The 26879-nt window shown below is 71.2% G+C and carries 28 protein-coding genes, 1 tRNA gene and 2 pseudogenes; 14 read left to right on the top strand and 17 right to left on the bottom strand.

Going from position 1 to position 26879, the window contains the following annotated elements; genetic code table 11:
* Positions 1-201: 201 nt before the first annotated feature.
* The 10 genes and pseudogenes from OTB19_RS12060 to OTB19_RS43605 form a co-directional block, all read right to left on the bottom strand.
* Positions 202-822 carry a RusA family crossover junction endodeoxyribonuclease gene (locus OTB19_RS12060; RefSeq protein WP_267798057.1) on the bottom strand — a complete coding sequence of 207 codons (621 nt, stop codon included), beginning with the start codon at positions 820-822 and terminating at the stop codon, positions 202-204.
* A complete protein-coding gene (locus OTB19_RS12055) occupies positions 822-1850 on the bottom strand; it encodes a hypothetical protein (protein ID WP_267798056.1) in 1029 nt (342 codons plus the stop codon). The genes OTB19_RS12060 and OTB19_RS12055 overlap by 1 nt, the downstream gene beginning before the upstream one ends.
* Before the next feature lie 238 nt (positions 1851-2088).
* Positions 2089-2805, bottom strand: a complete 717-nt coding sequence (locus OTB19_RS12050) for an exonuclease domain-containing protein (RefSeq protein ID WP_267798055.1) — start codon at positions 2803-2805, stop codon at positions 2089-2091.
* A 113-nt stretch (positions 2806-2918) separates the two neighbouring features.
* The gene (locus tag OTB19_RS12045; RefSeq protein ID WP_267798054.1) at positions 2919-3902 is read right to left on the bottom strand and encodes a recombinase RecT; all 984 of its coding nucleotides are present in this window, start codon (positions 3900-3902) and stop codon (positions 2919-2921) included.
* Positions 3903-3904: 2 nt separating this feature from the next.
* Positions 3905-4972: a YqaJ viral recombinase family protein gene (locus tag OTB19_RS12040; RefSeq protein ID WP_267798053.1), complete on the bottom strand. Its 1068-nt coding sequence runs from the start codon at positions 4970-4972 to the stop codon at positions 3905-3907.
* Positions 4969-5238 carry a hypothetical protein gene (locus OTB19_RS12035; protein ID WP_267798052.1) on the bottom strand — a complete coding sequence of 90 codons (270 nt, stop codon included), beginning with the start codon at positions 5236-5238 and terminating at the stop codon, positions 4969-4971. The genes OTB19_RS12040 and OTB19_RS12035 overlap by 4 nt, the downstream gene beginning before the upstream one ends.
* The gene (locus OTB19_RS12030; RefSeq protein WP_267798051.1) at positions 5235-5999 is read right to left on the bottom strand and encodes a hypothetical protein; all 765 of its coding nucleotides are present in this window, start codon (positions 5997-5999) and stop codon (positions 5235-5237) included. Before OTB19_RS12030 ends, OTB19_RS12035 begins: the two co-directional genes overlap by 4 nt.
* On the bottom strand, positions 5996-6238 hold the full coding sequence (locus OTB19_RS12025) for a hypothetical protein (protein ID WP_267798050.1): 243 nt from the start codon (positions 6236-6238) through the stop codon (positions 5996-5998). Before OTB19_RS12025 ends, OTB19_RS12030 begins: the two co-directional genes overlap by 4 nt.
* 237 nt (positions 6239-6475) lie before the next feature.
* Positions 6476-6862, bottom strand: a complete 387-nt coding sequence (locus OTB19_RS12020; protein WP_267798049.1) for a hypothetical protein — start codon at positions 6860-6862, stop codon at positions 6476-6478.
* A 27-nt stretch (positions 6863-6889) separates the two neighbouring features.
* Positions 6890-7063, bottom strand: a pseudogene (locus OTB19_RS43605) (helix-turn-helix domain-containing protein); the annotation flags it as partial.
* Between the two features lie 193 nt (positions 7064-7256).
* Between OTB19_RS43605 and OTB19_RS12015 the strand changes: the two are divergent.
* From OTB19_RS12015 to OTB19_RS12005, 3 genes are all read left to right on the top strand, one after another.
* Positions 7257-7733, top strand: a complete 477-nt coding sequence (locus OTB19_RS12015; RefSeq protein ID WP_267798048.1) for a helix-turn-helix domain-containing protein — start codon at positions 7257-7259, stop codon at positions 7731-7733.
* A gap of 150 nt (positions 7734-7883) precedes the next feature.
* On the top strand, positions 7884-8093 hold the full coding sequence (locus tag OTB19_RS12010) for a hypothetical protein (RefSeq protein ID WP_267798047.1): 210 nt from the start codon (positions 7884-7886) through the stop codon (positions 8091-8093).
* A gap of 2 nt (positions 8094-8095) precedes the next feature.
* Positions 8096-9649, top strand: coding sequence for a LacI family DNA-binding transcriptional regulator (locus OTB19_RS12005; protein WP_267798046.1), 1554 nt, complete (start codon positions 8096-8098; stop codon positions 9647-9649).
* Positions 9650-9755: 106 nt separating this feature from the next.
* On the opposite strand, the gene OTB19_RS12000 is transcribed toward OTB19_RS12005, so the two are convergent.
* Both OTB19_RS12000 and OTB19_RS11995 read right to left on the bottom strand, forming a co-directional pair.
* Positions 9756-9829, bottom strand: a tRNA-Pro gene (locus tag OTB19_RS12000).
* 185 nt (positions 9830-10014) lie between these two features.
* Entirely contained in the window at positions 10015-10953 is a 939-nt protein-coding gene (locus OTB19_RS11995) for a metallophosphoesterase (RefSeq protein WP_267798045.1), read from the bottom strand.
* A gap of 80 nt (positions 10954-11033) precedes the next feature.
* On the opposite strand from OTB19_RS11995, the gene OTB19_RS11990 reads away from it, so the two are divergent.
* Entirely contained in the window at positions 11034-11495 is a 462-nt protein-coding gene (locus tag OTB19_RS11990; RefSeq protein ID WP_053676913.1) for a GatB/YqeY domain-containing protein, read from the top strand.
* Positions 11496-11617: 122 nt separating this feature from the next.
* Here OTB19_RS11990 and OTB19_RS11985 read toward each other — a convergent pair whose 3' ends face one another.
* Positions 11618-13924, bottom strand: a complete 2307-nt coding sequence (locus OTB19_RS11985) for a transglycosylase domain-containing protein (protein ID WP_267798044.1) — start codon at positions 13922-13924, stop codon at positions 11618-11620.
* Positions 13925-14310: 386 nt separating this feature from the next.
* Here OTB19_RS11985 and OTB19_RS11980 point away from each other — a divergent pair, with 386 nt between their 5' ends.
* On the top strand, positions 14311-14661 hold the full coding sequence (locus tag OTB19_RS11980; RefSeq protein WP_053676911.1) for a WhiB family transcriptional regulator: 351 nt from the start codon (positions 14311-14313) through the stop codon (positions 14659-14661).
* Positions 14662-14716: 55 nt separating this feature from the next.
* On the opposite strand, the gene OTB19_RS11975 is transcribed toward OTB19_RS11980, so the two are convergent.
* Complete coding sequence (locus tag OTB19_RS11975; protein WP_420716829.1) at positions 14717-16207, bottom strand: ArsA family ATPase; 1491 nt, start codon at positions 16205-16207, stop codon at positions 14717-14719.
* Positions 16204-17190: an ArsA-related P-loop ATPase gene (locus OTB19_RS11970; RefSeq protein ID WP_267798042.1), complete on the bottom strand. Its 987-nt coding sequence runs from the start codon at positions 17188-17190 to the stop codon at positions 16204-16206. The genes OTB19_RS11975 and OTB19_RS11970 overlap by 4 nt, the downstream gene beginning before the upstream one ends.
* A gap of 421 nt (positions 17191-17611) precedes the next feature.
* On the opposite strand from OTB19_RS11970, the pseudogene OTB19_RS11965 reads away from it, so the two are divergent.
* From OTB19_RS11965 to OTB19_RS11940, 6 genes and pseudogenes are all read left to right on the top strand, one after another.
* A pseudogene (locus OTB19_RS11965) lies at positions 17612-18430 on the top strand (IS110 family transposase); the annotation flags it as partial.
* Between the two features lie 164 nt (positions 18431-18594).
* Complete coding sequence (locus tag OTB19_RS11960; RefSeq protein WP_107089134.1) at positions 18595-18759, top strand: DUF4177 domain-containing protein; 165 nt, start codon at positions 18595-18597, stop codon at positions 18757-18759.
* Positions 18756-19229: a RidA family protein gene (locus OTB19_RS11955; RefSeq protein WP_267798041.1), complete on the top strand. Its 474-nt coding sequence runs from the start codon at positions 18756-18758 to the stop codon at positions 19227-19229. Before OTB19_RS11960 ends, OTB19_RS11955 begins: the two co-directional genes overlap by 4 nt.
* A gap of 119 nt (positions 19230-19348) precedes the next feature.
* On the top strand, positions 19349-20275 hold the full coding sequence (locus OTB19_RS11950; RefSeq protein WP_267798040.1) for an NUDIX hydrolase: 927 nt from the start codon (positions 19349-19351) through the stop codon (positions 20273-20275).
* Complete coding sequence (locus tag OTB19_RS11945; RefSeq protein WP_267798039.1) at positions 20272-21117, top strand: MBL fold metallo-hydrolase; 846 nt, start codon at positions 20272-20274, stop codon at positions 21115-21117. The genes OTB19_RS11950 and OTB19_RS11945 overlap by 4 nt, the downstream gene beginning before the upstream one ends.
* On the top strand, positions 21114-21410 hold the full coding sequence (locus OTB19_RS11940; RefSeq protein ID WP_267798038.1) for a hypothetical protein: 297 nt from the start codon (positions 21114-21116) through the stop codon (positions 21408-21410). Before OTB19_RS11945 ends, OTB19_RS11940 begins: the two co-directional genes overlap by 4 nt.
* An 86-nt stretch (positions 21411-21496) precedes the next feature.
* Here the strand turns inward: OTB19_RS11940 and OTB19_RS11935 are convergent, their stop codons facing one another.
* Together OTB19_RS11935 and OTB19_RS11930 are read right to left on the bottom strand one after the other, a co-directional pair.
* On the bottom strand, positions 21497-22321 hold the full coding sequence (locus OTB19_RS11935) for a nucleotidyltransferase domain-containing protein (RefSeq protein ID WP_267798037.1): 825 nt from the start codon (positions 22319-22321) through the stop codon (positions 21497-21499).
* A 90-nt stretch (positions 22322-22411) separates the two neighbouring features.
* Positions 22412-23086 (bottom strand): Crp/Fnr family transcriptional regulator, encoded by a 675-nt coding sequence (locus OTB19_RS11930; protein WP_003981529.1) that lies wholly within the window; start codon positions 23084-23086, stop codon positions 22412-22414.
* 280 nt (positions 23087-23366) lie between these two features.
* On the opposite strand from OTB19_RS11930, the gene nth reads away from it, so the two are divergent.
* From nth to OTB19_RS11915, 3 genes are all read left to right on the top strand, one after another.
* On the top strand, positions 23367-24230 hold the full coding sequence (gene nth, locus OTB19_RS11925; RefSeq protein ID WP_267798036.1) for an endonuclease III: 864 nt from the start codon (positions 23367-23369) through the stop codon (positions 24228-24230).
* A 125-nt stretch (positions 24231-24355) separates the two neighbouring features.
* Positions 24356-25114: an NUDIX hydrolase gene (locus OTB19_RS11920; RefSeq protein ID WP_267798035.1), complete on the top strand. Its 759-nt coding sequence runs from the start codon at positions 24356-24358 to the stop codon at positions 25112-25114.
* 13 nt (positions 25115-25127) lie between these two features.
* Positions 25128-26330: a MarP family serine protease gene (locus OTB19_RS11915; RefSeq protein WP_267798034.1), complete on the top strand. Its 1203-nt coding sequence runs from the start codon at positions 25128-25130 to the stop codon at positions 26328-26330.
* Positions 26331-26879 lie beyond the last annotated feature (549 nt).

Below are 26879 nucleotides of genomic sequence, written 5' to 3'. Positions count from 1 at the left end.
CCCCGGCGGGCAGCGGTGAGGACACCTGTCCGCCGTGTCCGCCGGACTGTCCGCCGGGGTGTCCGCCCTTGTGTCCGGGGCGGGGCGGGGGGCCGGAGGTGCCGCCACAGGGCGACCGCCCCGACGGCGGCGAGGACCGGGCCCCACCAGGGGGCCGAGACCAGGAGGGCCTCCACCACGGCCGCGACGCCCACCAGCAGCTCAAGCAGCCACATCGCAGGGCCCGGCCTCCTGCCGCTGCTCCGGCACGGGCTCGACGCGCCACAGGCGGATCAGGCAGCCGGGGGAGTCCAGGACGTCCGGCACCCGACCGTGATCGCTCGTGTACCACTTCCCGACCCGACCGAAGTCCACGATCAGCGCGTCATCCCCGTACACACCGGCGGTCGTCAGGGCGTCCTCGGTCGCCCGGACCAACTTCGACAGGTCCGGCTTGACGTGCGGGCGCAGGGGCGCCGAAGGGCGGACGAGGCCGGCGTTCCGGCCGGTCCCCATGTGCCCCTTCGGCCGGTCCAGGCAGAACACCATGTCCACGCGCAACGGCCCGTCCAGCTTGATGAAGCCGGCGACCGCCTCACGTGCCTCGACCGCCGCCGCCACCACGTCCGCGCGCCACGGCTTGACCTTCTTCGAGGACTCGATCATCCGACCGTTGCCGACGTGGCGCTTACTGCCCTGGGGGCCGGGCAGCCCGCGAACGGCGAACACGAGCACGGGAGTCGACGCGGCCGCCTGCTCCTCGAAGGGGACGGCCTCCAGGACCGCGACGGCGGCCGGGACCACCTCCACGCCGGACAGGTCGAAGAGAGGGACGTCGCCCATCACGCGTCACCGCCGGTCGGGGCGTCGTCCACGCGCCCCGCCTCGACGGCGGGCACGGACTGGTCCTCGACCCCGGCGGCCGGCGTCTGGAACACCATGGCGCCCAGCGGGACCACCAGCGGCACCGCCGTCTCGACCACCAGGGCCGGCGCCTCCACCACGGGGGCGGGGACCTGAACCCACACGATCGGGGCCGGCTCCTCGACCGCAGGGGCCGGGACGGGCGCCGGCTCCTCGACGGCCGGGACCCGGTAGACGGCCTGGACCGGGACAACGGGCGGGGCCTGGTCGACGGCCGGCACCTGGTCGACGGCCGGGGCCGGGGCGGCTTCCTCGACCACGGGGACCGGTTCCTCGACCGGACCGGCCGCGGCGGGAGCGACCCACTGGGGCGGCAGCGGCGGCGCCACCGTGACCCGCGTAAGCACCAGGTCAGCAGCGGCACGGGCAACAGCACAGTTCGCCTCGGCCTCCAGGTGCCGGCCCACGAGTTCAGCCGGCTGGAGACCGGTCTCCACGACAAGCTGATCCAGGAGGACGTCCACCCCGTCCGTGAGACTCCAGGCGACCACGATTACCCGCGCGGACCGGGCTGCGGCGTCCACCATCTCCACGTGCACCGGCGTCCGGTAGCGAGGCTGGTCCCGCCCCTCCAGGTACCAGGCCCCCGGACGGGTCAGCCGCGGCCGGGACTCCTGGAACACCACGTACCGGAAGTCCATCAACTGGTGGACCTGCTCGGCCATGTCGTGCGACGCCGTACCGGCCGCGACGGCGCGGAGCACCGCCTCCACCCGAGGGGCGAGGGGCTCGGTGGTGGCGTGCATCGTCGCCCAGTACCGGGCCGCCTGCCAGGACCCCGTGCACGGGCACTTCGCCACGAGCCCCCGGGACGTCTTCGGGGTGTGGTCCTCGCACCGCTGGAGGGTGGCACGCCCCCTCTCACACAAGGCCATGGAGCAGCACGAGCACTCCGGGCACAGCCGCGGTTCCGGTTTCACGCACTCCGGGGTGAGGGTCTCAGTCATGATCGGTCGTCTCCAACAGTCGTGGTGTGCCCGCAGGTCCAGCAGTCCCGGGACCCGTCCGCGTGGACCGCGTGAGGTCGGGGCCGCCGCTCGGCGGGACAGGGGAAGAAGTCACAGGCGTCGGCCTGGTCGAGGAGGTGGGCCGCGAGTGCCGGCGTCAGGGCCAGAGACCCGACCCGACCGACCACGGCGAGGCGAGGGCCGACAAGGCGCCGCCACCAGCGGACGAGGGGCCGCCTCACGACGCGGTCCACGCGGGAATCAGGGGCCACTCCAGGCGCACCCCGGCAGCCCACGCCTCCTTGCCCTCCGTCCGGGCGAAGTAGTCCCGAAGGCCAGCGTTCTGCTCGCGCGCCCACTCGATCTGTGCGCCGTGCAGCTCACCCAACTCCGACCGCTGCAACGCCCGGTACCGGTTGGCGATCTTCCACGTCACGGCGCATGCGGCGATGGCGTCGGCCTGGGCGTCGTGCGCGTTGTCGAGCTGGACCACGTAGTGCCCACACAGGTCCGTCAAGGTCCGCCCGCCCTTGCGGTACCTGTCCACCTTCCTGTCCAGGACACGAGGGTCCAGCACGTAGGGCGACACCCGGTCCATCAACGGGACGACGCCGTGACGGCGCGCCTCACGGTCCAACATCGTCAGGTCGAACTGCGCGTTCATAGCCACGATCGGAAGGCCGCCGGTCACCGCGTCGGCGAGCGCCGTGGTCACCTCCTCGACCACCGCCGCGGCCGGCCGGCCAACCTCCCGGGCGTGGGCCGTCGTCACGCCGTGAATGCCCGTCGCCCCCTCCGGGATCTCCACCCCGGGGTCAGCCAGCCAGGACCGGCCGACAGTGACCGCCCCGCCGCCGTAGCGCACGACGCACACCGTCACGATCCGGTCCGTCTCCGGGTCCACGCCCGTACTCTCGATGTCGAAGCCACACAGGGGCTTCCGGTGCCAAGTCATGCCGTACTCACCTTCCGGTGGGGGGATGAGACCGGCGCCGCCCCGACGACCCGCAAAGGGGACCGCCGAGGCGACGCCGTACCCCCGCCCCCAGCGGGGGCGGGGAGGGTCAATCAGCGAGGTCCGCCGCGCCGCCTCTTCGGCTTCGACCGGCCGGACCGGCCCTTGACGGGCAGGGCCACCGACCCCGGCCGGGCCGGGTCCTGGGTGGCCTCGGCCGCACGGTGCGCCCGCTCGGCGTCCGTCACGAGGCCGGCGTCCTCCGGGCCGGGGGCCAGGAGGATCTGAACCTGCCCGGCCTCCCCGGCGTCCTCGACCTCATCCAGCGCACGCGCCCCCGGCGTCGTCTTCACGTACTTCGCCAGACGCCGGATCGAGGACTTGAGCCACATGTCCAGAAAGTGCGTGTGCCAGAAGCTGTCACGCTTCCCGGACTCCTCGGCACGCTGGTACGCGACGCTGTACTGATCGCGGATCTCCTCGGCGTCCTCCCGGTTGAGGAGGATCACCGTGGACCGGCTACCGCCCCGCTTACGGGCGAAGGCGTACGCGAGGATCGGCGCCCCCCGCTGCTCCTCCGACAGGTCCGGCCGCGCCTTGTGCGTGAAATCCAGCGGGAACGGCGCGGACGGCTCGTAGGACCATTCCTCGTTGGCGTAGATGAAGCCCACGATCACGTCGACATCGGGCCGGTCCATCTGGTGGATGTAGCCCCGGTAGGTCGGGATGAACGTGGCCTGCGGGCCGTCACCCCGGAATACGGCCAGCTTGCCGTCCGGCGCCAGACCGAACCGGGCCGCCGTCAGGATGGCCTGGAGCTTGCTGGCTGGCGAGCACCGCGCGACCGACGGCAACGCCGACCGGACGGCGCCCAGGAAAGGGGCCAGCTCCATGTGCGCGGGCAGGGCCTCCCGGATGTGCTCCTCGTACCGGCGGAGCCACTTCATGTCACCCTCGGAGGTGTCCGGCTCGTGCCCGGCCGGGGTCTCCTCCTGGCCGTCCGCCGCCCGGTCGTGCCGGACGTCCTCCAGGGCCGGGCCGCTCACGCTGGTGCCCCGGTCCGTGGCCGCCTTCACGCGGTCCTTGAGACTTGTCATGGTCACAGCTCCTTCGTGGGCACGCGCAGCACGCGGGCCCGGAACGAGGCGTACAGGTCGGGGTGCTTCTCCTTGAGCTGGTCGACGTCCAGCTCCTCGACCAGCCGGGTCAGCTCGGCGGCCAGTTCGGGGTGTGCCTCCCGGAAGCGCTTCGCCGGGAAAGTCCCGTTCTGCTTCCAGGACCAGGCCACCGAGTTCCCGCACTTCGCGACCTCAGCAGGCCCGTTGACCAAGCGCATCTCGTTCTCGACCTCGGTGAGCGCGGTCTCAAGGGCCTTGATCTGGGCCCTGAGGTCGCCACGCCGGGCGCGCAGGTCGCGGGCCAGGTCGGGATCGACGCTCACGATGTCGTCGGCCTTCGCGGTCCACAGGCGGCCGAGGAGTTCCTTCGTGGCCTCCAGGCCATCAGCCGGCGGCGGGAACCCCTCCACGATGTGCCTCTGATACCAGGAGCCGCAGTGCTCCGTCAGGTAGCCGATCAGCTCCTCATCCCGCTCCAGCCGGTGGTACTTCAACCGGTTACCGCCGATGAGCGCGACGACCCAGGCGTAGTCCCACCCGCCCACGGCCATGTACCAATGGGCCTGGATCGCCGGGGAGTCGGGTACGCCGTCCTCCCAGTCGTCCGCCTGATATTCGCTGCGGTTCTTGCACTCGACCGGGGCGACGACGGCACCGCCGGCGTCCAGCGCGTACCGGTCGACGTTGGCGAGCATCCACGCCCGCTCGGTGTGAACGAGGGTGCCGGGCGGGGTGCTGATCGCGATGCCGGAGCGACGGGAGAAGGTCCGCGCGATGACGTCCTCCAGCTCCCGGCCGAACTCCATCGCCTCGTTGTCGCCGTCGGTGTCCCGGCCGTGCTTGGCCTCGAAGACGTGCCGCGGCCCCCTGTACTTGTCCAAGCCGAGGATCGCCGCGACGTCGGACCCGCCGATCCCGGACCGGCGTACCGCGTGCCACTCCTCCTCGGTCGCGGAGGACGGGAGCAGCAGGCGGGCGGTCGGAGCGTCGGTACGAGGCTGGATCGGCATGGCCAGATCGAACAGCGGGGGCGTGATCATGACGGTCATCGAGAGTCCTTCCGGACGGCACGGTGGACGGCGGCCTTGCATGCGTCACACCGGCAGGAACTGGGGTGGTGCAGAGCGCGGAGGCGGCGCACGCCGGCCAGGAGTACCGGGTCGGCGGCCGTCCATCCGGCGGTGGCCCGGTCGTTCAGGCCGTGACGGGTGATGTCGTCCACCAGGCCCCCGACCAGCCGGAGGAAACGCGCCGGCTGGTCGGAGGAGGCCACACGCTCCCGAGCGACGTCGGTAACGGCGTTGCTGCTACTCACCGGGCACCCCCGGCGTGGAGGTAGTGAGCGGCGGCCTTCGCGGACATGTGGCCCTTGCGCGCCGCCATCTCCGTACGGATCACCTCGGCCGCCTCGGGCATCCCGAGGTCGTGCAGGAGGCGGGCGGCCTGGGCGGCGTGCATCCCCCGCCGCTCCTCGGCCGCGGCCAGGACAATCCCGGCCGGACTGCCCGGGGCCGGCGGTGCCGCGATCGGCAGGGCCGCCGGGGGCCGCTCCGCGACCGGCTGAGGCACCGGACGAGTCCGGGCCTCCCGCAGCACGGACGCGTAAAGGTCCATGTGGCCGCAGGGGTTGGTCCACTTATCGGCCGTGTACCACTCCCCGTCCTCGGGGAAGCGGATCGGGGCCACGGTGTCCCAGCCCCGGGGCCCGCCACACTGCGGGCAGCGGGCGGCCACGGTCACCGTGATGATGCCGACCCCGGAGTAACCCGGGCCGTCGCCACGGGAGGTGACCCGCACCGTCATGGCGTCGGGGAGGGCGGGCACCGGCTCGTCGCCGGCGACCCACCGCACCCACAGCGCCCACCCGTCCGCGTGGGAGGCGACGTAGGCCTCGAACGCGCCGGCAGGGCCGTACGCCCGGAGTCCCTCGGCGCGACGCACGCGCTTCGCGGCGCCGGCAGCGGACTCCCGGGCCGGGTACAGGGCGGCAGGGACCCACACACCCCGCTGCGCGCGCGCCTCGGCGGCAGCGGCGACGTGATCCGGCTTCGACCTGTAGATGCTGCGCGACTTCACGCCTGCTCACCCCGCTGCCGGGGCACGTACACACGACCGACAAGGCCGGGCGGGATGGCGAGATCGGCGCAGTGACGGCAGTTGAAGCCCTCGTGCTCGGTGCTCTCCGTGCGCTCGTGACGCTCGGGGCTCCCCGCGCCCTCGGCTTCCAGGTCCGCCGCGTCGACACGCGCCAGGATCACGGACACCGGCACGGTCATGCCGAGGGTGATCATCAGGGCCAGTACGAAGTTGCTCATGCGCTCGCCTCGTTGTCCGTCGACGTGCGCGGACGGATCAGGGCAGAGGCCAGGGCCCGGCGGACCTTGAGGTTCGACGGGTGGCGCAGGGGCGCACACCTGGGGCACTTACGCGGGTTGTGCGTGGCACTAGGCTTCGTGCTCACGGTTCCTCGATTCGCTAGGGGTTGAGGTTCCGGCGACGCTGGGGGCGGCGATCAAGGCCGGGCATGGCCCGTCGTCCCCCGGCGGCGTCGATCAGGAGGCGCGCTGCTGGACCGTCTCGGCCAGCGGGCGTACGGCCGTCATGAGGCTGATCTCGCAGATGTCCCGGCCGGTGTAGGTCACCCGGGCCCCGCCTTCGTTGAAAGGGATCTCCCTCGCGTACGCCTTGCGCTTGAGCTGGAGCGCGGACCACGGCAGGAACCAGCTCGCTTCCTCCGGGGTGTAGTGGAAGAAGGCGCCTTCCGGGGTGCCGGGGTACGGCACCCTCCGCCGCGTCACGGTCCTGGACCGCGTCAGCGGCTCGGTGGTGGCCACGCCCGGGGGCACCTCTTCCCCGGCCGCCCAGGTCGGAGGCTCCACAAGGGACGGCGGATCGTCGTCCTCGTCGGGCCGGACGGGGACCACTTCCTTGGTCGACATGGCATCTCCTCGCTTGATGTCGTCCACGGACACGCCAAGGGCCTCCGCAAGGCGATGGAGCAGCTCCTCGCCCGCGCCGGCTTTCCCCGTTTCGATGCGGGAGAGCTGTCCGGCGGAGGTTTGCGCCATATGCGCCAGGCCTCGCAGGCTCAGAGAACGGACCTGCCGCAGGGCCTTGATTGCCGTGCCGTTCGGTGTCACGTTCAGAGACTAGACATGCACTGGGCACGCTTGCAAGACGTCTCAGGTACTTCTGCGTGCGATTAATGAACATTCACCCATCTGGCCGCGCCCGCTGGATGCACACTTTTGAGACACCGCCCCCAACGTGTGCGCCCATTTGCGCTGCTCGCGCGCCCCCGCTGTTGCATGGATGTGCGGCATCATTGGGTCCATGAGCAGAGACTGGGTCCGCCTCGGCGACACGCTGAGGGCGGCGCGGGCCGCATGTGGCCTGGAGCAGCAAGACGTCGCGGAGTCGATCGGAGTGAAGCGCGGTGCGCTCCACAACATCGAGCGGGGTGCCATCGCGAGAGTGACCCCCACGGTCATCGCGTACGCGCGCCTCGTCGGCTGGACGGATCAGTCCATCGAGCTGGTGCTCAACGGCGACAGCCCCGCCCTCCGCGACGAGCGGGCACACCCGGCCGCGGCCGAGAGGCCCCCGGAGCCGCCGGCCTCGGACCTGTCGGTGCTCGTGCAGCAGTCACTACGGGAGGGCCCACTCCTGGACTCGCGCATCGCCGAAGTGACGACACCGACCGGCAAGGTGCGGGCGACCATCGTCATCCGGGGCGAGGACGGTACGTCCGATGAGGACCTGCTCGCCGCCCTCCGGTCACTCAAGATCGACGTCACGACCGAGGGCTGAGGGCTGAGGGCTAATCAAACACGCAAGCGGACTGGCCCACTGGCGGGTGTTTTTGCCTTACTTGTGAGGAACTCCTGACTTCCCTTTGTTGCGCGGGGGTTAAATGTGCCGATGGGGTGACGACCCACCCGTTTTCGGCTGGGAGTACGAATGGCGTCAGAGCCTTGCCGTCGCGCGCGCCGCGTATCAGGAGCCCCTCAGGGCGTCGTTGCCTGGATCGACCACGATCAACACGACACCCTGCTCCTCCTGAACGCCGACCGCTTCACGGCCCAGGAAGAAGAGGCGATCACCGAGGCCCTCAGGCAGGGGAGTTACTCCGCCCGCGAGGTAATCGACGCCTTCGTGAGAAGAGGCTGAAAGTGGCGTACGCAGAGAAACGTCTCGCCCGAGGCAAGACCTACTACCGGGCCTGCTACCAGCGCCCGGACCGCAAGGCACAAGGCTACGTCGTGGACCAGGACGGCCGGGCCGTCCGCTACCCCACGAAGACCACGGCACAGAAAGCCGCCGAGAAGGCCGAGGTGGAGGCGTTCGAGGCCGCGAAGAAGGGCCGTTGGGTCGCCCCGGAGCAGGCCGCCGCCTCCGCCCAGGTGACTTTCGCGAAGTTCGCCCAGGAGCAGATGGACGCCCTCGCCCTTGCGGACTCCACCATGCAGAACTACCCCCGGTCCCTGGCCCACCTGTTACCGGCGTTCGGCGACAAGCCGATCCGGGAGATCACCGAGGCCATGGTCAACGAGTGGGAGAAGGAGCAGCTCCAGCAGTTCGCCGCGAGCAGTGTTCGCACCTACCGCTCCCTCCTTCACCGACTCCTCGCCGATGCCGTGGACGCAGGGCACGCCGAGAAGAACACGGCAGAGCGCCGGCGCGGCCGAGGTCGCCGGCACGGCCGCGGCCGGAGCCGCGGCCCGGAGAAGCAGATCACCACCATGCTCGGCTCCCTGCTCATCGCAGAACGCGCCTCCCTGCTGTCCGGCCGGGACGACGAGTTCGTGGCCCACATCCACAAGACGTACACCGGCATGCGCTGGGGTGAGCTGGTCGGGCTGGAGACGCAGTTCGCCCGCGCCGACGCCCGCTCCTTCGCCGTGGAGTGGCAGCTGTACGAGCTGGACACGGGGGAGCTGTCGCGCTGCCCGCCCAAGGACGACAGCTACCGCGTCATCGACTCCCCGGCGTTCCTGTCCCGCCTGGTCGGCGACCACGTCGCCCGCACACAGCCCACCCCATGCACCTGCCACGGCTTCACGTACGTCTACAGCGGCCGGGGCACCGGAGGCACCCGCGCCCCGGGGCCCACCCTGCGACAGGTCGCCGAGCTTGCCGGGGTGTCCACCGGCACTGTGTCCAACGTCCTCAACCGCCCGGACATGGTGAAGCCGGCGACCCGGGCCCGGGTGGAGAAGGCGGTCGCCGAGGTCGGATTCGTTCGGCAGGCCGGCCCGTCCAGGGAGGCCGCACACTGGAGGCGGTCCGGCCACGCGCAATGGATCTTCACCCCGGCCGCCACCGGCTGGTACCCGCCCAAGGCGCCGGCCCCCACGCACCCCGTCCCGGTCACGGGCGAACCCTGGCCAGGCGTCCCTGTGCGGGGGCGGGGCGCGTCCGGGCGGGCCGAAGCGTGCTGGGTGCCCATCAAGGACCGCCTGACCCGGCACGGGCTCAGGCACGGGCACCGCACGCTCATGGAGGAACTCGGTACCCCCAAGGTCCTGATGGACGAGCGGATGGGCCACGAGGACGGATCGATGGGCGCGCGGTACAGCCACGTCACGGACACCATGCGGGCCACGCTCATGGACCAGCTCACCGAGGTATGGGAGGAAGCGCTGGACGCGCGGCTCCTGCTCGCCCCGCGCTCCTCGGTGCCCGTCCTGGACCGGCTGTTGCAGCAGCGCGCCGCCACCGCGTGAAACACCGGATCAAGATCACACCCAGCTGACACCCCACACCCGGATACAACGCAGTCAGGGCCGGTCTCCCACGAGGGGAAACCGGCCCTGACCTGGTACTACAGCGTCGGGGTGGCGGGATTTGAACCCACGACCTCTTCGTCCCGAACGAAGCGCGCTGCCAAGCTGCGCTACACCCCGATGCCGCCTTGCAGGCTTGCTGCCTGGCGACATCGATTACTTTAGCGGACCGTCGGCCGGAGACGAAATCCGGTTTTCGCGGGAGGCCCGGCCCCTACCGGGCCCGGGCGCGACCCCCACCGTCGCGGCCAGGGCGATCAGGGCGCGGAACGCGACGGTGACGAGGATGCCGGGTGCGGCGCGGCTCACGCCTTGGGGGTCAGCGTCAACAGGGTGGCCTCGGGCGGGCAGGCGAAGCGCACGGGCGTGAACTTGTTGGTTCCGCAGCCCGCCGAGACGTGCAGGTACGCGCGGTTCCCGCCGGTCTCGTGCGTGGACAGGCCCTTCACCCGCTTCGTGTCGAGGTCGCAGTTGGTGACCAGTGCCCCGTAGAAGGGGACGCACAGCTGCCCGCCGTGCGTGTGACCGGCCAGGATCAGCGGGTAGCCGTCGGTGGTGAAGGACTCCAGGGTGCGCAGGTACGGGGCGTGCACCACGGCCATCGAGAAGTCCGCGTCCGCCTCGGGGCCGCCCGCGACCATCTCGTACCTGTCCCGCTTGATGTGCGGGTCGTCCAGTCCGGTGAAGGCCAGCTCCAGGCCGTCCAGCTTCAGCCGGCCCCGCGTGTTGGTGAGGTTCTGCCAGCCCGCCGCGTCGAAGGCGTCCCGCAGTTCCTCCCACGGGTTGTGGACGGCGCCGACGACCGGCTTGTTGCCGTTCAGCCCGTGCCGGCCCTGGAGCTTCTCGATCAGGTAGAGCCCGGGGTTGCGCAGCCGGGGCCCGTAGTAGTCGTTCGACCCGAAGACGTACACGCCGGGGAAGTCCATCAGCGGGCCGAGCGCGTCCAGCACCTCGGGGATGCCCTCCGTGTCGGAGAGGTTGTCGCCGGTGTTCACGACGAAGTCGGGGCGCAGACCCGCGAGGGACTGCAGCCAGGCACGCTTCTTGCGCTGCCCGCCGACCATGTGGATGTCCGACACCTGTAGGACGCGCAGGGGCCGCATCCCGCGGGGCAGGACGGGGACCGTCACCCGACGCAGGCGGAACGACCTCGCCTCGAAGCCGGCGGCATAAGCCACACCCGCGGCCCCCACGGCCGCGACTGCGGCCGTGACCTTCAGTGGTACTCCGTAACGCGCACGCATGCCCCCATCGTCGCACCCTCGACGCCTCCCGAGGAAAACCGGCGGGCGCCGACGCCCCCACACCTGGCAGACTCATGTGCATGACCACGCTCAAGGCCAAGCTCCAGGAAGACCTCACCGCAGCCATCAGGGCGCGCGACGAACTCGCTTCGTCCACGCTGCGCCTGACCCTCTCCGCCATCACCAACGCGGAGGTCGCGGGCAAGGAAGCACGCGTGCTCTCCGACGACGAGGTCCTCAAGGTGATCGCCAAGGAGGCGAAGAAGCGCCGCGAGGCCGCGGAGGCGTTCGCCGCGGGCGGTCGTGCCGAGTCGGCCGCGCGGGAGACGCTGGAGGGCGAGTTCCTCGACAAGTACCTGCCCAAGCAGCTCTCCGACGACGAGCTGACCGCGATCGTGTCGCAGGCGGTCGAGGAGGCCAAGGCGGCGGGCGCCGAGGGGCCGCGGGCCATGGGCGCGGTCATGAAGATCGTGAACCCGAAGGTCGCGGGCCTGGCGGAGGGCGGCCGCGTCGCCGCCACCGTGAAGAAGCTCCTCTCCTAGTAGACGGACGCCCGGTACACGGACGACCGGTACACGTAAGGACAAGAAGGACAAGAGGGAGGGCCCCCAGCCGCATCCGGCCGGGGGCCCTCCCTCTTGTCCGTACGGTGCCGCGCGGGCGGTCAGCGGGGTTCGGGTCCGCCGATCAGACCGGGGGGAAAGCTGAACCCGCCGGTCCTGCCGCCGTTGTCGCCCCCGTTGGTGCCGCCCTGGTTGCCGCCGGTGGCGCCGGCGGCCGTCTGTCCGCCGGGCCGACCGTCGCCGGGCTTGTTGTCACCGCCGGGCCGGTTCGGCTTGCCGGGTCGGTTCGGCGTGGCGGGCGGGTTCGGCTTGTTGCCGCGCGGTCCGCCGGCCGGGGAGGAGGTCTCCGGGATGGACACCGTGGAGAAGCTCAGCGACTCGCGGCCCGAGAGGGCGCCGGAGACCGCCTGCTTCCAGATCGGGCCGGGCAGGCCACCGCCGTAGACCTTGTCGTAGTACTCGCCGCCGATGGAGATGTTCTCCATCTGCACCTGCTTGGCCCCGCCCGATCCGACCCAGGTGGCGCCGGACATGTTGGGGGTGTAGCCGACGAACCAGGCGTTCCAGCGGTTCTCGGTGGTACCGGTCTTGCCCGCGCTCTGCCGGTCGGTCAGACCGGCCGCGGCACCGGTACCGCCGGTGTCGACCACGCCGAGCAGCAGCGTGTTGATGGTGTCGGCGGTCTTCTCCGACATCACGCGCTCGCACTTCGACTTCGGCACCGCGAGCGCCTTGCCGTGCGAGTCGGTGATCGACTCGATGGCGACCGAGGTGCAGTGGACGCCCCGGTTGGCGAAGGTGGCGTACGCGTTGGCCATGGTCAGCGGCGACATGCCCTCGGTACCGAGCGCGATGGCCGGGACCTCGGGAAGCTTGGTGCCGTCGGCCGGCTTCACGCCGAGCTTGCCGGTCATCTCGGTGATCGGGCAGAGCCCGGCCTCCGAGATCATCTCCACGAAGTAGGTGTTGATGGACTTGGCCATCGCCTCCTTCATGGCGTAGGGGCCTACCTCGCTCTCCGACTCGTTCTCCACCCTGGCCTTCTCGGTGTTGACCCAGGGCTTGTCGCCGCAGGTCTGCACCGGGCTCGGGTACTCCATCTCGTAGGGGGAGGCGTAGGTCTTGGTCGGCGGGACGCCGCCCTCGATGGCCGCCGCCGCCACGAACGGCTTGAACGTCGAGCCGGTCGGGAAGCCGAAGTTGGAGCCGCCCAGCCGCTTGTCGACCGAGAAGTTGATCTGGGTCTCGTTCTTGCCGAAGCCGTACGGCTTCGACTGGCCCATGCCGAGGACCCGACCCGTGCCGGGCTGTACCAGCGTCACGGCCGTCGCGACCTTGTCCTCCTGGTCGACGTGGTCCTTGATCGACTCGTTGACCGAGTCCTGCGACTGCGGGTCCAGCGTCGTACGGACCGTCAGGCCGCCCTGGTTCCAGACCTTCGCCCGCTCCGCGCGCGTCTTGCCGAAGACCGGGTCGGTCAGGAAGCTGTTGCGGACGTAGTCACAGAAGAAGCCCGCGCCCTTGACGGCCGTGATGCAGCCGTTCTTGGGCCGGGTCACCTTCAGCGTGACGGGCTTCAGCTTCGCCTGGTCCGCCTCCGCCTGCGAGACGTCCTTCATGTCGGCCATCCGCTGGAGGACGATGTTGCGGCGCTTCATCGCCTCCGTCGAGTCGTTCACCGGGTCGAACCGGGTCGGCGACTGCACGACGCCGGCCAGCAGCGCGGACTGCTCCAGGGTGAGGTCCTTGGCCGGCTTGCTGAAGTACCGCTGGGCGGCCGACTCGATTCCGTAGGCCTGCTGCCCGAAGTACGTGATGTTCAGGTAGTTCTCGAGGATCTTCTTCTTGCCCAGTTCCTCTTCGACCTGGATCGCGTACTTCAGCTCGCGGATCTTGCGCCCGAGGCTCTTCTCCTGCGCCTCGCGCACCTTCGTCTCGTCGTCGCCGGCCTCCTCGACGAACACGTTCTTCACGTACTGCTGGGTAAGGGTGGAGGCGCCCTGTGCGGCGCCGCCTTCCTGTGCGTTGCGGTTGACCGCGCGCAGGATGCCCTTGAGGTCGACCGCGCCGTGTTCGTAGAAACGCGAGTCCTCGATCGCGACGATCGCCTTCTGCATGTACGGCGAGATGGCCGTCAGGGGTACCACCTGACGGTCGCGTGAATAGACGGTGGCGATCAGGCCACCCTCAGCGTCCAAAATCGTGGTGCGCTGGCTCAACGGAGGTGTCTTGAGATTGGCCGGGATCTCATCGAAACCCTCGACCGTTCCCTTGGCCGCGAGACCCAGGGCGCCGGCGCCCGGGATCGCGATTCCGGCCAGTACGACTCCGGAGAGGACAGACACACCGAGGAACTTGGCGGCCTGCTGTGGCCCCGTGAGCCCGCCGCCCGAGCGCTTCTTTCCCATGGAGGGCAGCCTACGTTCTCATTCGCCGGACACGCGCGAATGCCTTGGCCTAAGCTGTCCCCAACTGTCACAGCAGTGCGGCACGACATCAACCCTTCGGCTTGAATTTCACCCTTCCCGAATGGGGTGGACAGATGTCCGAATCCCGCCGTTCGCTCTGATGGTCCGCCGCCGATTTCACCCAGATCGCCGGAATGGTCGGGCATGTCGTGCGATCACTCCGTCGGGTGATCTGCCGCTTACCCATAGTCCGTTCGGACCATTCAAGATTGGGCCCGACGGGGGTGTTGCACTGTGCCCGCCTTCCGTAACGTCCTCAACTGGCAGCGGTGAATATGCCGCTACCGCCGTGGGGGAGCCTCGATTCGGGAGAGGACGGCGCCGGGATGGGCTGGGTTACCGACTGGAGTGCGCAGGCAGCCTGCCGCACTACCGATCCGGATGAACTGTTCGTTCAAGGAGCGGCACAGAACAGGGCCAAGGCGGTGTGCACCGGATGTCCGGTGCGGACCGAGTGCCTGGCCGACGCGCTCGACAATCGTGTCGAGTTCGGAGTATGGGGCGGAATGACCGAGCGGGAACGACGCGCACTGTTGCGCCGGCGTCCCACCGTCACCTCGTGGCGACGGCTGCTCGAAACCGCTCGGACGGAATACGAGCGCAGTACGGGCATCCTCACCATGGATGTGGACGCGGAGATCGACGTTCCGTACGAGACGTACGCGGCTGCCGGGTAGATCACCCGGGCGGTCCCGCGCACGGGCTCCCCTCGGGGAGTCGCGTACGAGACGCCTACGCTCCGGCCGGCACCCCGGCCGCGAGCCGCTCTCCGATGGCCCGCAGCCCGGCGAGGTCGTGTACATCGCCGGGCAGGGCGGCCACTTCGGCCACCGCCACCTCGGGGTGGAGTGAGGTGAAACGATCGTGCGTGCGTCGTTCGCGCGCGATCACCTGCATGCGTTCGGCGTGCAGGCGCAACAGACCCGCGGTGATCGCGTCCACGTCGGCGTCGTCATCGCCGTTACCGTCATCGTCCTTGCCGTCGCCATCGGCGTCGGGTGTGACAGCGGCGTCCCGGTCGATGCCGTGCCGGTTCGGATCATGTCGGTCCGTGCCGTCCTGGTGCGTCGTGGGTCGGTCCGTGCCGTGCTCGTCGGTCGTGTGCCGGTCCGTGCCGTGCTCGGTCGTGCCGGCGCTGGGGGAGCCGGTTTCGGGAGCCCCCGAGTCGGGGGCGGCGGCCTCCGCGGCCGCGTCACGAAGTCCAGCTTTCCCGGACTCCTGATCGACAATGCCACCGTCTTCAAGATTCTCTGCGGCGGCCAACGCCCGCTCCGCGGACAGCCGGTCGGCTCCGCTCACGTGCACCCGGTTCAGTACCAGGCCGGCCAGCGGCATGCGGTCCGCGGCCAGCCGCTCCACGAAGTAGGCGGCCTCGCGCAGGGCGTCCGGTTCGGGTGCGGCGACCACGAGGAAGGCCGTACCGGGAGCCTGGAGCAGCCGGAAGGTGGCGTCCGCGCGGGTGCGGAAACCGCCGAACATCGTGTCCATCGCGGCCACGAAGGTCTGTACGTCCTTGAGGAGCGAGGCACCCATCAGCTTGCTCAGCGTGCCCGTCATCATCGACATGCCGACATTCAGGAACTTCATCCCGGCTCGGCCGCCGACCTTCGCCGGGGCCATCAGGACCCGGATGAACCTCCCGTCCAGGAAGGACCCCAGACGCTTCGGCGCGTCCAGGAAGTCCAACGCGGACCGGCTCGGCGGGGTGTCGACGACGATCAGGTCCCAGTCGTCCTTGGCCCGCAGCTGGCCCAGCTTCTCCATCGCCATGTACTCCTGCGTGCCGGCGAAGCCGGCCGACAGGGACTGGTAGAACGGGTTCGCCAGGATGGCCTGGGCCCGCTCGCCGTCCGCGTGCGCCTCGACGATCTCGTCGAAGGTCCGCTTCATGTCCAGCATCATGGCGTGCAGTTCGCCGCCGTCCCCGTCCCCGTCACCGCCCTCGTCGCCGGAGCCCACGCCCTTGACGCGGCGCGGGGTGTTGTCCAGCGAGTCGATGCCCATCGACTGGGCCAGCCTGCGCGCCGGGTCGATGGTGAGCACGACGACCTTCCGGCCGCGCTCCGCCGCCCGCACGCCCAGCGCCGCGGCCGTGGTGGTCTTGCCGACCCCGCCCGCGCCGCAGCACACGATGATCCGGGTCTTCGGATCGTCCAACAGCGCGTCGACCGCCAGTCGCGGCGGCGTGTTCATGCCCGTGCTCGCGCCCATGGCCTCGCTCATTCGTCGCCCGCCTGCTTCCGCAGCTCCGTCGCCAGCTCGTAGAGCCCGGCCAGGTCCATCCCCCCGCCGAGCAGCGGGAGTTCGTACGTCGGCACGGGCAGCCCCTCCAACACGGTGCGCTGCTCGCGCTCCAGCTCCACCCTGCTCGCGTGCTCGGCGGCCTGCGTGAGCAGCGGGTCCACCAGCCGCTCGGCCAGTCCGCCGCGCCGCGCGCCGCCCAGACCGGCCCGGGACAGCGCCTTCGCCACGTCGGCGCGGTGCTCGCCGGCCGCCGCGCGCAGGGTGTCCTCGTCCAGGTGGTGCGGCCGGACCATGTTCACGACGACCCGGCCGACCGGGAGACCCGCCGCGACCAGCTCCGCGATCCCGTCCGCGGTCTCCTGGACGGGCATCTCCTCCAGGAGGGTGACCAGGTGGACCGCCGTGTCCGGTGACTTGAGCACCTTCATGACGGCCTGAGCCTGGTTGTGGATCGGCCCGAACCGGGCCAGCCCCGCCACCTCGTCGTTGACGTTCAGGAAGCGGGTGATGCGCCCGGTCGGCGGCGCGTCCATGATCACGTGGTCGTAGACGAACCGGCCGGCCTTGTCCTTGCGCCGGACCGCCTCGCAGGCCTTGCCCGTCAGCAGGACGTCCCGCAGGCCCGGCGCGATGGTCGTCGCGAAGTCGATCGCGCCCAGCTTCTTCAGGGCGCGGCCGGCCGAACCGAGCTTGTAGAACATCTGGAGGTAGTCCAGCAGCGCGCGTTCGGCGTCGATGGCGAGCGCGTACACCTCGCCACCCCCCCTGCCGGGTGCGACCGCGATCTTCCGCTCCTCGTACGGGAGCGCCTCCGCGCCGAAGAGCTGCGCGATGCCTTGCCTGCCCTCGACCTCCACGAGAAGAGTCCGCCTGCCCTCGCGTGCGAGGGCGAGCGCGAGTGCCGCGGCGACCGTGGTCTTGCCGGTGCCGCCCTTGCCGCTGACCACCTGGAGCCTGCTCACAGCGCCCGAGCCTAATTCCTTCGGCCCGCGTGCGGGGGTGCCGGGTGGCCTCGTGGACGCGTTCGCGCCGTGAGGTCCGTTACGGTCGGGCGCCGAGCCGGGCCGGCGGGGCCCGCGGCGGGGCCGCGCGGACCGGCCCGTTCGACCGCGGTGGCGGCGGCTCGACGGGGACCGGACGCGGGACCCGGAGTTCCCGGTCGGGCATCGCAACGGAGCGGCGGTCCCGGGCGTCCTCCTGGACGTCACCACCACACACCTTGATCACTCGTTGGAGTGGTGACGCGAGCCCGCCCGCACGGTGGTCCCTCGATGCGCCCGAGCCCTCCGGGTTCCGTGCACCGACGTCCGGAGTGAGCGTGCCGCGCGGCCCGCACCTGCTCGTGACCAGCGCGAACACCCGTGACCCCGGGGAGGGAACACCTTGATCTACTGCGGAATCGACTGGGCGGACAAGACCCACGACGTCGCCCTCGTCGATGCCGGCGGCCGGCTCCTGGCCGCACGCCGCATCACCGACGACGCGGCCGGTTACCAGCGCCTGCTCCACCTGCTCGCCGAGTACGGAGACACCCGGGACGCCCCGATCCCGGTCGCCATCGAGACCTCCCGGGGCCTGCTCGTCGCCGTCCTGCGCACCGGCGTGCGGCAGGTCTTCGCCGTCGACCCGACGGCCGCGGCCCGCCACCGCCACCGGCACGGGGTCGACGAGAAGACCGACCACGGTGACGCTCTCGTCCTGGCGCACATCCTGCGCACCGACATGCACGCCCTGCGGCCGCTGTCGACGGACTCCGACGAGGCCCGCGCCGTCGCCGTCCTCGCCCGCGCACAGCAGGACGCCACCTGGCACCGCCAGCAGATCTCCCATCAGCTCCGGTCCTTGCTGCGCGAGTACTACCCCGCCGCCCTGGCCGCCGCCGCGTACGGCCCGAACGGCATCTTCCGGCCCGAGGCGCGCGAACTCCTCAAGGCGGCCCCGACCCCGGCCAAGGCCGCCCGGCTGACCCGGACCCAGATCACCGCCGCGCTCAAACGGGCCGGTCGCAGGCGGGGGATCGAAGCCGAGGTGGAACGGCTCCGCGCTGTCTTCCGCGTCGAGCGGGCCCACCAGCCACCGCCGGTCGAAGAGGCCCTCGGTCGGCAGACGCTCGCCCTCCTGCTCCAACTGGCGGCCGCGTGCACGGCCGCCGACGACCTCGCCCAAGCCCTGGCCAAAGCCGTCGCCCAGCAGGCGGACGCCCCGGCCGACCCCGGCGGGGCGGTCGTGGCGGGCGGCCCGTCGGCGCCCGCGCCCCGGGCGGCGGGCCGCTAGGTCCTGTCGGGCACGGACGGGAGGAGGGGGCGGGACCACGCGCGATCCGGGGCGCGCGTGAGTCCCGCGCGACAGGCACTACGCTCGCTCCCATGACCAAGAAGTTCGAATACGCGACCGTCCCGCTGCTGGTCCACGCCACCAAGCAGATCCTGGACACCTGGGGCGAGGACGGCTGGGAGCTCGTCCAGGTCGTGCCCGGGCCGAACAACCCCGAGCAGCTCGTGGCCTACCTGAAGCGGGAGAAGTCGGCATGAGCGGGATCGTCGACGCGAGGCTGGCCGAGCTGGGCCTGACCCTGCCCGAGGTGGTTCCGCCGCTGGCCACGTACCAGCCGGCCGTCCGGTCGGGCGTGTACGTGTACACCGCGGGCCAGCTCCCGATGGTCAAGGGCAGCCTGCCGGTCACCGGCAAGGTCGGCGCCGAGGTCTCGGCGGAGCAGGCCAAGGAACTGGCCGCCACGTGCGCGCTGAACGCCCTGGCCGCCGTCAAGTCGGTGGTCGGCGACCTCGACAAGATCGCGCGCGTCGTCAAGGTCGTCGGGTTCATCGCCTCGGCGCCCGACTTCACCGCCCAGCCGGGCGTGCTGAACGGTGCGAGCGAGCTGCTGGGCGCCGTCCTCGGCGACAAGGGCGTGCACGCCCGCAGCGCCGTCGGTGTGGCGGTCCTGCCGCTGGACGCGCCGGTCGAGGTCGAGATCCAGGTCGAGCTCACCCCCGACGCCTGATCCCTCCGGGTGGCGGGGCCCCGCGACGGAGCCCCGCCCCACCCGCCGGCCGACCCCGGGGTTCCCGGGCGCGGGCGGCGGCTCTCGAACATCGGGCCGGATCCCCGTAGCATCCCGCCATGCCGAACGGTGAGCACGGACAGCAGACCACCCCCACCGGCCCCACCCCCGCCGGAGGCCAGTGGTACCCGCCCGAGTGGCCCGACCGCATCCGCGCGCTCGCGGACGGCGCCCTCACGCCCGTGGCGCCCAAACGCGCGGCCACGGTCATGCTGCTGCGGGACACCGACGGCGGCCCCGCCGTGCACATGCTCCGCCGCCGCACCTCGATGGCCTTCGCGGGCGGGGCGTACGCCTACCCCGGCGGGGGAGTGGACCCCCGCGACGAGGAGCACCTCGTCGGCTGGGCCGGGCCGAGCCTCGCGGACTGGTCGGCGCGGCTGGGCACCGACCCCCGTACCGCCCAGGCGATCGTCTGCGGAGCGGTGCGCGAGACGTTCGAGGAGGCCGGCGTCCTGCTGGCGGGCGAGACCTCGGACAGCGTCGTCGGCGACACCACGGCCGACGACTGGGAGGCCGACCGGCTGGCCCTGGTCGCCCGCGAGCTGTCCTTCGCCGAGTTCCTGGACCGCCGGGGCCTCCTCCTGCGGTCCGACCTGCTCGGCGCGTGGGCCCGCTGGATCACCCCGGAGTTCGAGCCCCGCCGCTACGACACCTGGTTCTTCGTCGCGGCTCTCCCCGAGGGCCAGCGCACCCGCAACGCCTCGACCGAGGCCGACCGGACCGTGTGGATCCGGCCCGCCGACGCCGCCGCCGGCTACGACAAGGGCGAGCTGCTCATGATGCCGCCGACGATCTCCACCCTGCGCTCCCTGGAGCCGTACGACAGCCCCGCGCACGCCCTCGCGGCCGCCGCGGGCCAGGACCTGGCCCCGGTGCTCGCGCAGGCCACCCTGGAGAACGGCGAGCTGGTGCTCAGCTGGCCCGGCCACGACGAGTTCACCAAGCGCGTCCGACCCGGAAACCCCGGAGGAGCCACCGCATGACCGACGCCGCCGCACTGCCCGGCCAGCCCCGCGGAATGGTCGTCTCCGGCCCCGCGACCGCCCGGGCGGTCAACATCCTGGCCCCCAACCCGTCCGCCATGACCCTGGACGGCACCAACACCTGGCTCGTCTCCGAACCGGACTCCGACCTCGCCGTCGTCATCGACCCCGGCCCGCTGGACGAGGCTCACCTGAAGGCCGTCGTCGACGTCGCCGAGAAGGCCGGCAAGCGGGTCGCGCTGACCCTGCTCACCCACGGCCACCCCGACCACGCCGAGGGCGCGGGCCGGTTCGCGGAGCTGACCGGCACGAAGGTGCGGGCGCTCGACCCCGCGCTGCGGCTGGGCGACGAGGGGCTCGCCGCCGGGGACGTGATCCGGGTCGGCGGCCTGGAGCTGCGGGTGGTCCCGACCCCGGGCCACACTTCGGACTCGCTCTGCTTCCACCTTCCCGCCGATCGCGCCGTCCTGACCGGCGACACCATCCTGGGCCGGGGCACGACCGTCGTCGCGCATCCCGACGGCCGGCTCGGCGACTACCTGGACTCCCTGCGCCGGCTGCGTTCCCTCACCGTCGACGAAGGGGTCCACACGGTGCTCCCCGGCCACGGTCCGGTGCTGGACGACGCGCAGGGCGCGGTGGAGTTCTACCTGGCGCACCGGGCGCATCGTCTCGCGCAGGTCGAGACGGCCGTGGAGAACGGTTTCCGCACTCCCGAGGCGGTCGTGGCCCGGGTCTACGCGGATGTGGACCCGTCCCTGTGGCCCGCCGCGGAATGGTCCGTTCGAGCGCAGCTGGAGTACCTTCAAGATCACGGACTGATCTCTGGGGGACCCGAATGAACACGCTGTTCCTGCTGCTCGCGCTGATCGTCGCGGCCGCGTGGATCACCTCGACGGTCACACTGCGGATGAAGGCCCTCGAACGCCGGGCAGACGGCCTGGAACGCCGCCTGGGCCTGGTCCTGGACCACTTCGGGATCGAGGAGCCGGAGCCGGCCGGGCTGGACGAGGTACGGGCGTTGGTCCGCGAGGGCCGCATGGTCGAGGCGATCCGCGTCTACCGGCGCATCACCGGCGCCGACCTGTTGACGGCCAAGCAGGCGGTCGAGTCCCTCACCGACCGGCAGGCCTGAGCCACGCGCGGATCGGCACGCCGCCGCCCGCCCGAGCCGCGCGGATCAGCCGATCGAGTCCGCCGACGTCCGCGGATGCCCACCGGTCAGCCGGTCGGGCGCGGCGTCCTCGTCCCGTGCCGGGCGGTGTACTCTGCGGCGAGCCACGGTCCGAGGTCGTCGACGTACGCCGTCAGGACCGCCGGATCCCCGACCGGTTCCAGCGCCACCGCCGCCGCGGCTTTCATCTGCGCCGCCCGCTCCGGGTAGTAGCGGCCGAAGATCTCCGCGGACTCGGCGAGGTCGCTGGTCCAGCCGCCCCAGCGGGGCATGACCAGCATGAGACCGGTCCGCACCAGATGACGGGCGAAGGACCGGCTCAGCCTCCGGTACTCCTGCGGGGTCGAGGCCGCCCGGATCCTGGAGCGCCAGCCGGGGAGCAGGTCGGCCAGCCCGCCGTTGGTCTCCCGGGCGAGGACCCCGTCGGGCCGGTAGCGGGGCAGGTGCTCGGCCAGGTCGGCGCCCAGCAGCGGGGTGCACAGGCAGGCGAGGAACCAGCCCAGGTCGTGCCGTTCCGGCTCGCTGAGCAGGGTGTCCTTGCCGTACAGCAGGACACCGACCCCGTCGATCTGCGGGAAGTCCTCGTCGAGCCCCCGACCGAGCACCTCGGCGATGTCCCGGTCCTCGTCGCCGGGCTCCCGGTGCAGGGCGAGCAGCAGGTCCAGGTCCGACCGTCCGGGGCGGGCCGTGCCGCGCGGCACTGACCCGTACAGGTAGGCGCTGTGCAGCCGCCCGCCGTACGCCTCGGGGATCCGCTCGCGCGCGGCCGCGACGACCGGCGCGAACGCCGCCGGGACGCGGCTGAGCGAGCCCTCGCGCACGAAGCAGCCGTACGGGTCGAGCCCTCTGTGTTCCCCGCCTTCGTGCTCCATGTGATCCACTCTGCCTCCACGGGCGCCGCAAAGGCGAGGAGGGGCCCCGCCCGACCGGGCAGGACCCCTCCATCGAGGAAACCGTGTGCGTCAGCGCGAGCGCTTGGCCAGTCGCTCCACGTCGAGCAGGATCACCGCGCGTGCCTCCAGGCGCAGCCACCCGCGGCCCGCGAAGTCGGCCAGCGCCTTGTTCACGGTCTCGCGCGACGCGCCGACGAGCTGGGCCAGCTCCTCCTGCGTGAGGTCGTGCACGACGTGGATGCCCTCCTCGGACTGCACGCCGAAGCGGCGCGACAGGTCGAGGAGCGCCCGGGCGACACGCCCCGGCACGTCGGAGAAGACCAGGTCGGACATCTGGTCGTTGGTCTTGCGCAGGCGCCGGGCGACGGCGCGCAGCAGGGCCGTGGCCACCTCGGGCCGGGCGTTCAGCCACGGCTGGAGGTCACCGTGCCCCAGACCCAGCAGCTTGACCTCGGTCAGGGCGGTGGCGGTGGCGGTGCGCGGGCCCGGGTCGAACAGCGACAGCTCGCCGATCAGCTCACCGGGGCCGAGGACGGCCAGCATGTTCTCGCGGCCGTCAGGGGAGGTGCGGTGCAGCTTCACCTTGCCCTCGGTGACGACATAGAGCCGATCACCGGGGTCGCCCTCGTGGAACAGGGCGTCACCGCGCGCGAGGGTCACCTCGCCCATGGAGGCGCGGAGCTCCGCGGCCTGCTCGTCATCGAGCGCCGCGAAGAGCGGGGCACGCCGCAGTACGTCGTCCACGAGTCTCTCTCCTATGTCGACCGGCTCAGGGGACCGTCTTCCCCCCATTTTGCCGGACGGCTCAAACAGTGCGATCAATCACGTTCCTCACAAGGATGCCGGACGTACGGGTGTGCTGTGCGGCGAGAAACCAATCAGGGTGGTGTTACCTGAGGTCCGGACGGGTGTCGGCGGTCGGCCTTAGGCTGGCCGGGTGTCCAATAAGCCGGTGAGAGCACAGGCCAAGGGGTCCGCGGCAGTGACCGAGACCCAGAATTCAGCCGTGGGCGAACATGCCCCCATGAAGGTGCCCCCGAAGGCCCCGCCGCGCCCCCAGGGCAAAGCTTCGGTCAAGAAACCGGAGGCCCCGAAGAAGGCGCCGAAGGCTCCGCGACCGGAATCGCACCTCGCCATGGTCCGCCGGGCCCGGCGCATCAACCGGGAACTGGCCGAGGTCTACCCGTACGCCCATCCGGAGCTCGACTTCCGCAACCCGTTCGAGCTGCTGGTCGCCACCGTCCTGTCCGCGCAGACCACCGACCTGCGCGTGAACCAGACGACCCCGGCCCTCTTCGCCGCCTACCCGACCCCCGAGGACATGGCCGCGGCGGCCCCCGAGGATCTGGAGGAGCTGATCCGGCCGACCGGGTTCTTCCGGGCGAAGTCACGCTCGCTCCTCGGCCTCTCGCAGGCCCTGCGCGACAACTTCGGCGGCGAGGTCCCGTCCCGGATCGAGGACCTCGTGACGCTGCCCGGCGTGGGCCGCAAGACGGCCAACGTGGTCCTCGGCAACGTCTTCGGCGTCCCCGGGATCACCGTCGACACCCACTTCGGCCGGCTCGTCCGCCGCTGGAAGTGGACCGAACAGGAGGACCCGGAGAAGGTCGAGGCGGAGATCTGCGCGATCTTCCCCAAGAGCGAGTGGACGATGCTGTCCCACCGCGTCGTCTTCCACGGGCGCCGGATCTGCCACTCCCGCAAGCCCGCCTGCGGCGCCTGCCCCATCGCGCCCCTCTGCCCGGCGTACGGGGAGGGCGAGACCGACCCGGAGAAGGCGAAGAAGCTGCTGAAGTACGAGAAGGGCGGCCAACCGGGGCAGCGGCTGAGCCCGCCGCCGGACTACCCGGGCCTCCCGGCACCTCCCCTGGGCGTCGCCGCGCCCTGAGGACACGGCAGTGCGGCAGTAGGGCCCGGGCCCCGCACGGCGGCCCGCGGTGGAACCAATCCGGCCTCGGGGCGCGTTGTGTCGAGTATCGCCGGGGCCGGCAACGGCAGGGAGCAGGGTCGCCTATGACGCGGGGTACGAAGGACGAGAGCGTGACGGGCCTGCCGGCCGGTACGCCCCAGGCCGGGCCCGTGGAGCCGTACGCCGACCCGCGCGGCGACGTCACCGTCAGCACCCGGGGCCTGCCCGCGTGGCTGGACCCGGTGGTCGAGGCCGTGCGCACGGTCCGCCCCGAGCAGTGGAGCCGCTTCCTGCCCCCCGAGGACGGGCGGGGTCGCCAGTCGGCGGTGCTGATCCTCTTCGGCGAGGGGCCGCGCGGCCCGGAACTGCTGCTCCAGGAACGCGCGAGCAGCCTCCGTTCGCACGCGGGCCAGCCGTCCTTCCCGGGCGGCGCCCTCGACCCCGAGGACGGCGATCCGCACACCACCGGTCCACTGCGCGCGGCCCTGCGCGAGGCCGAGGAGGAGACCGGGCTGGATCCCAAGGGGGTCCAGCTCTTCGGCGTGCTGCCACGCCTCTACATTCCCGTCAGCCAGTTCGTGGTGTCCCCGGTGCTGGGCTGGTGGCGCGATCCCAGCCCGATCCGCGTGGTCGACCCGGCGGAGACGGCTCGGGTGTTCACGGTTCCCGTGGCGGATCTCACGGATCCCGATCACCGGGTGACCGTGGTCCACGCCCGCGGCTTCAAAGGCCCCGCTTTCACCGTCGAATCGGCTCTGGTCTGGGGTTTTACCGCCGGGGTGATCGACCGGATCCTGCATTTCGCGGGGTGGGAGCGGCCGTGGGACCGGTCACGCCAGGTCCCGCTCGACTGGCGCGCGTGAGACGGTGACCCACGTGAACGTGCTGGACATCCTGTTGTTGGTCGCCGCCGTGTGGTTCGCGATCGTCGGCTACCGCCAAGGCTTCGTCGTCGGCATCCTGTCGGTGATCGGCTTCCTCGGCGGCGGTCTCATCGCCGTGTCCCTGTTGCCGCTGGTCTGGGACCAGGTCACCGACAACGGCAGCCAGGTGTCCACCACCGTCGTGGTCGTCGCCGTCGTCGTCATCATCGTCTTCGCCTCGATCGGGCAGGCCTTCACCACCCATCTGGGCAACAAACTGAGACGCCACATCACGTGGTCGCCGGCCCGCGCGCTCGACGCGACGGGCGGCGCGCTGGTCAACGTCGTCGCGATGCTGTTGGTGGCCTGGTTGATCGGCTCCCTGCTCGCCCAGGCGGCGCTGCCCTCGGTGGGCAAGGAGGTCCGCAACTCCAAGGTCCTCATCGGCGTGTCCCAGGTGCTGCCCGCGCAGGCGAACACCTTGTTCTCGGACTTCAGTTCCACCCTGGCCCGCAACGGCTTCCCGCAGGTGTTCAGCCCGTTCTCCAGCGAACCCATCACCGAGGTGAAGCCGCCGGATCCGGCGCTGTCCAACAGCGCGGTCTCCGAGCGGGCCAAGCGCTCGATAGTGAAGGTCGTCGGGACCGCGCCCAGTTGCAGCAAGGTCCTGGAGGGCACCGGCTTCGTCTTCGCGCCGGGCAAGGTCATGACCAACGCGCACGTCGTCGGCGGCGTCCGCGAGCCGACCGTGCAGATCGGCGGCGAGGGCAAGCTGTACGACGGCAAGGTCGTGCTCTACGACTGGGAACGCGACATCGCGGTGCTCGATGTGCCCAAGCTGAAGGCGCCGGTGTTGGAGTTCATCGAGAAGGACGCGACGAGCGGCAGTGACGCGATCGTCGCCGGCTTCCCGGAGAACGGCGCGTACGACGTCCGTCCGGCGCGCGTCCGCGGCCGCATCAACGCCAACGGCCCGGACATCTACCACCGGGGCACCGTGCGACGCGACGTGTACTCGCTGTACGCGACCGTCCGCCAGGGCAACTCCGGCGGCCCGCTCCTGACGCCCGACGGCAGGGTGTACGGGGTCGTCTTCGCGAAGTCGCTGGACGACCCGAACACCGGCTACGCCCTGACCGCGGACGAGGTCCGCGACGACGTCAGGATCGGCAGGAACTCCGTGCGAGAGGTCGACAGCCAGGGCTGCGCCCTCTGAGCGGAGCCGACGACGCGCGACGCGCGTGCCCGTACGTCCGAATCCGGGGGTACGGGCACCCGTACGTCGGGGTCCGGATGAAGGGGGCCCGCATGCACGGGACCCCGCATGCCGGGACTCCTACATCCGAGGATGCCGCAGGCGTGCCGACACCCAGCGGGCGCGGCGACGCAGGATGCGCGGAATACCGAGTCGGGGGTCGTGGCCGTCCCGGCCCGCCCTCTCGTGGGTGCCCGGCTCATCGGCCGAGCGGCGTTCGTGTGCGGTGTCACCGTAGTCGTGCGTCCAGCTCATACTTCGAGCTGTGCCCGGGCCCCAAGGTCGGTAATCCCGTCCGGAGCGGCCAATTGGCCTATGCGCGCGGCAATTGAATGTTTGTCATACAAGCGTGCGGTTGATGTATCCGGCCGTCAGGCGCCCGCTCAGCCTGGATCCACCGCGTAGTGGTCGGGCTGTGGATGGAGAAATCAGAAGAGGTGCCCGCTGACCTGGGATGATGGGAGTTTCTACGCTTCCATCAGACCCGAGCAAGAGGGCACCTCGTAAGTG

Origin of the sequence: Streptomyces sp. H27-H5 (assembly GCF_026627505.1) — a bacterium.
GTDB lineage: Bacteria > Actinomycetota > Actinomycetes > Streptomycetales > Streptomycetaceae > Streptomyces.
This window is presented reverse-complemented; position numbering and strand designations above follow the sequence as displayed.

Coding starts and splice junctions, on each gene's coding strand:
- OTB19_RS11980 (WP_053676911.1), top strand. CDS start 14,311: ATGGGCTGGGTTACCGACTGGAGTGCGCAGGCAGCCTGCCGCACTACC.
- OTB19_RS11985 (WP_267798044.1), bottom strand. CDS start 13,924: ATGGGAAAGAAGCGCTCGGGCGGCGGGCTCACGGGGCCACAGCAGGCC.
- OTB19_RS12020 (WP_267798049.1), bottom strand. CDS start 6,862: ATGTCGACCAAGGAAGTGGTCCCCGTCCGGCCCGACGAGGACGACGAT.
- OTB19_RS12050 (WP_267798055.1), bottom strand. CDS start 2,805: ATGACTTGGCACCGGAAGCCCCTGTGTGGCTTCGACATCGAGAGTACG.
- OTB19_RS11975 (WP_420716829.1), bottom strand. CDS start 16,207: ATGAGCGAGGCCATGGGCGCGAGCACGGGCATGAACACGCCGCCGCGA.
- OTB19_RS11935 (WP_267798037.1), bottom strand. CDS start 22,321: ATGGAGCACGAAGGCGGGGAACACAGAGGGCTCGACCCGTACGGCTGC.
- OTB19_RS11945 (WP_267798039.1), top strand. CDS start 20,272: ATGACCGACGCCGCCGCACTGCCCGGCCAGCCCCGCGGAATGGTCGTC.
- OTB19_RS11950 (WP_267798040.1), top strand. CDS start 19,349: ATGCCGAACGGTGAGCACGGACAGCAGACCACCCCCACCGGCCCCACC.
- OTB19_RS12060 (WP_267798057.1), bottom strand. CDS start 822: ATGGGCGACGTCCCTCTCTTCGACCTGTCCGGCGTGGAGGTGGTCCCG.
- OTB19_RS11955 (WP_267798041.1), top strand. CDS start 18,756: ATGAGCGGGATCGTCGACGCGAGGCTGGCCGAGCTGGGCCTGACCCTG.
- OTB19_RS11995 (WP_267798045.1), bottom strand. CDS start 10,953: ATGCGTGCGCGTTACGGAGTACCACTGAAGGTCACGGCCGCAGTCGCG.
- OTB19_RS12010 (WP_267798047.1), top strand. CDS start 7,884: ATGGCGTCAGAGCCTTGCCGTCGCGCGCGCCGCGTATCAGGAGCCCCT.
- OTB19_RS12045 (WP_267798054.1), bottom strand. CDS start 3,902: ATGACAAGTCTCAAGGACCGCGTGAAGGCGGCCACGGACCGGGGCACC.
- OTB19_RS12015 (WP_267798048.1), top strand. CDS start 7,257: ATGAGCAGAGACTGGGTCCGCCTCGGCGACACGCTGAGGGCGGCGCGG.
- OTB19_RS12040 (WP_267798053.1), bottom strand. CDS start 4,972: ATGACCGTCATGATCACGCCCCCGCTGTTCGATCTGGCCATGCCGATC.
- OTB19_RS11920 (WP_267798035.1), top strand. CDS start 24,356: ATGACGCGGGGTACGAAGGACGAGAGCGTGACGGGCCTGCCGGCCGGT.
- nth (WP_267798036.1), top strand. CDS start 23,367: ATGAAGGTGCCCCCGAAGGCCCCGCCGCGCCCCCAGGGCAAAGCTTCG.
- OTB19_RS11940 (WP_267798038.1), top strand. CDS start 21,114: ATGAACACGCTGTTCCTGCTGCTCGCGCTGATCGTCGCGGCCGCGTGG.
- OTB19_RS11990 (WP_053676913.1), top strand. CDS start 11,034: ATGACCACGCTCAAGGCCAAGCTCCAGGAAGACCTCACCGCAGCCATC.
- OTB19_RS12025 (WP_267798050.1), bottom strand. CDS start 6,238: ATGAGCAACTTCGTACTGGCCCTGATGATCACCCTCGGCATGACCGTG.
- OTB19_RS12055 (WP_267798056.1), bottom strand. CDS start 1,850: ATGACTGAGACCCTCACCCCGGAGTGCGTGAAACCGGAACCGCGGCTG.
- OTB19_RS11960 (WP_107089134.1), top strand. CDS start 18,595: ATGACCAAGAAGTTCGAATACGCGACCGTCCCGCTGCTGGTCCACGCC.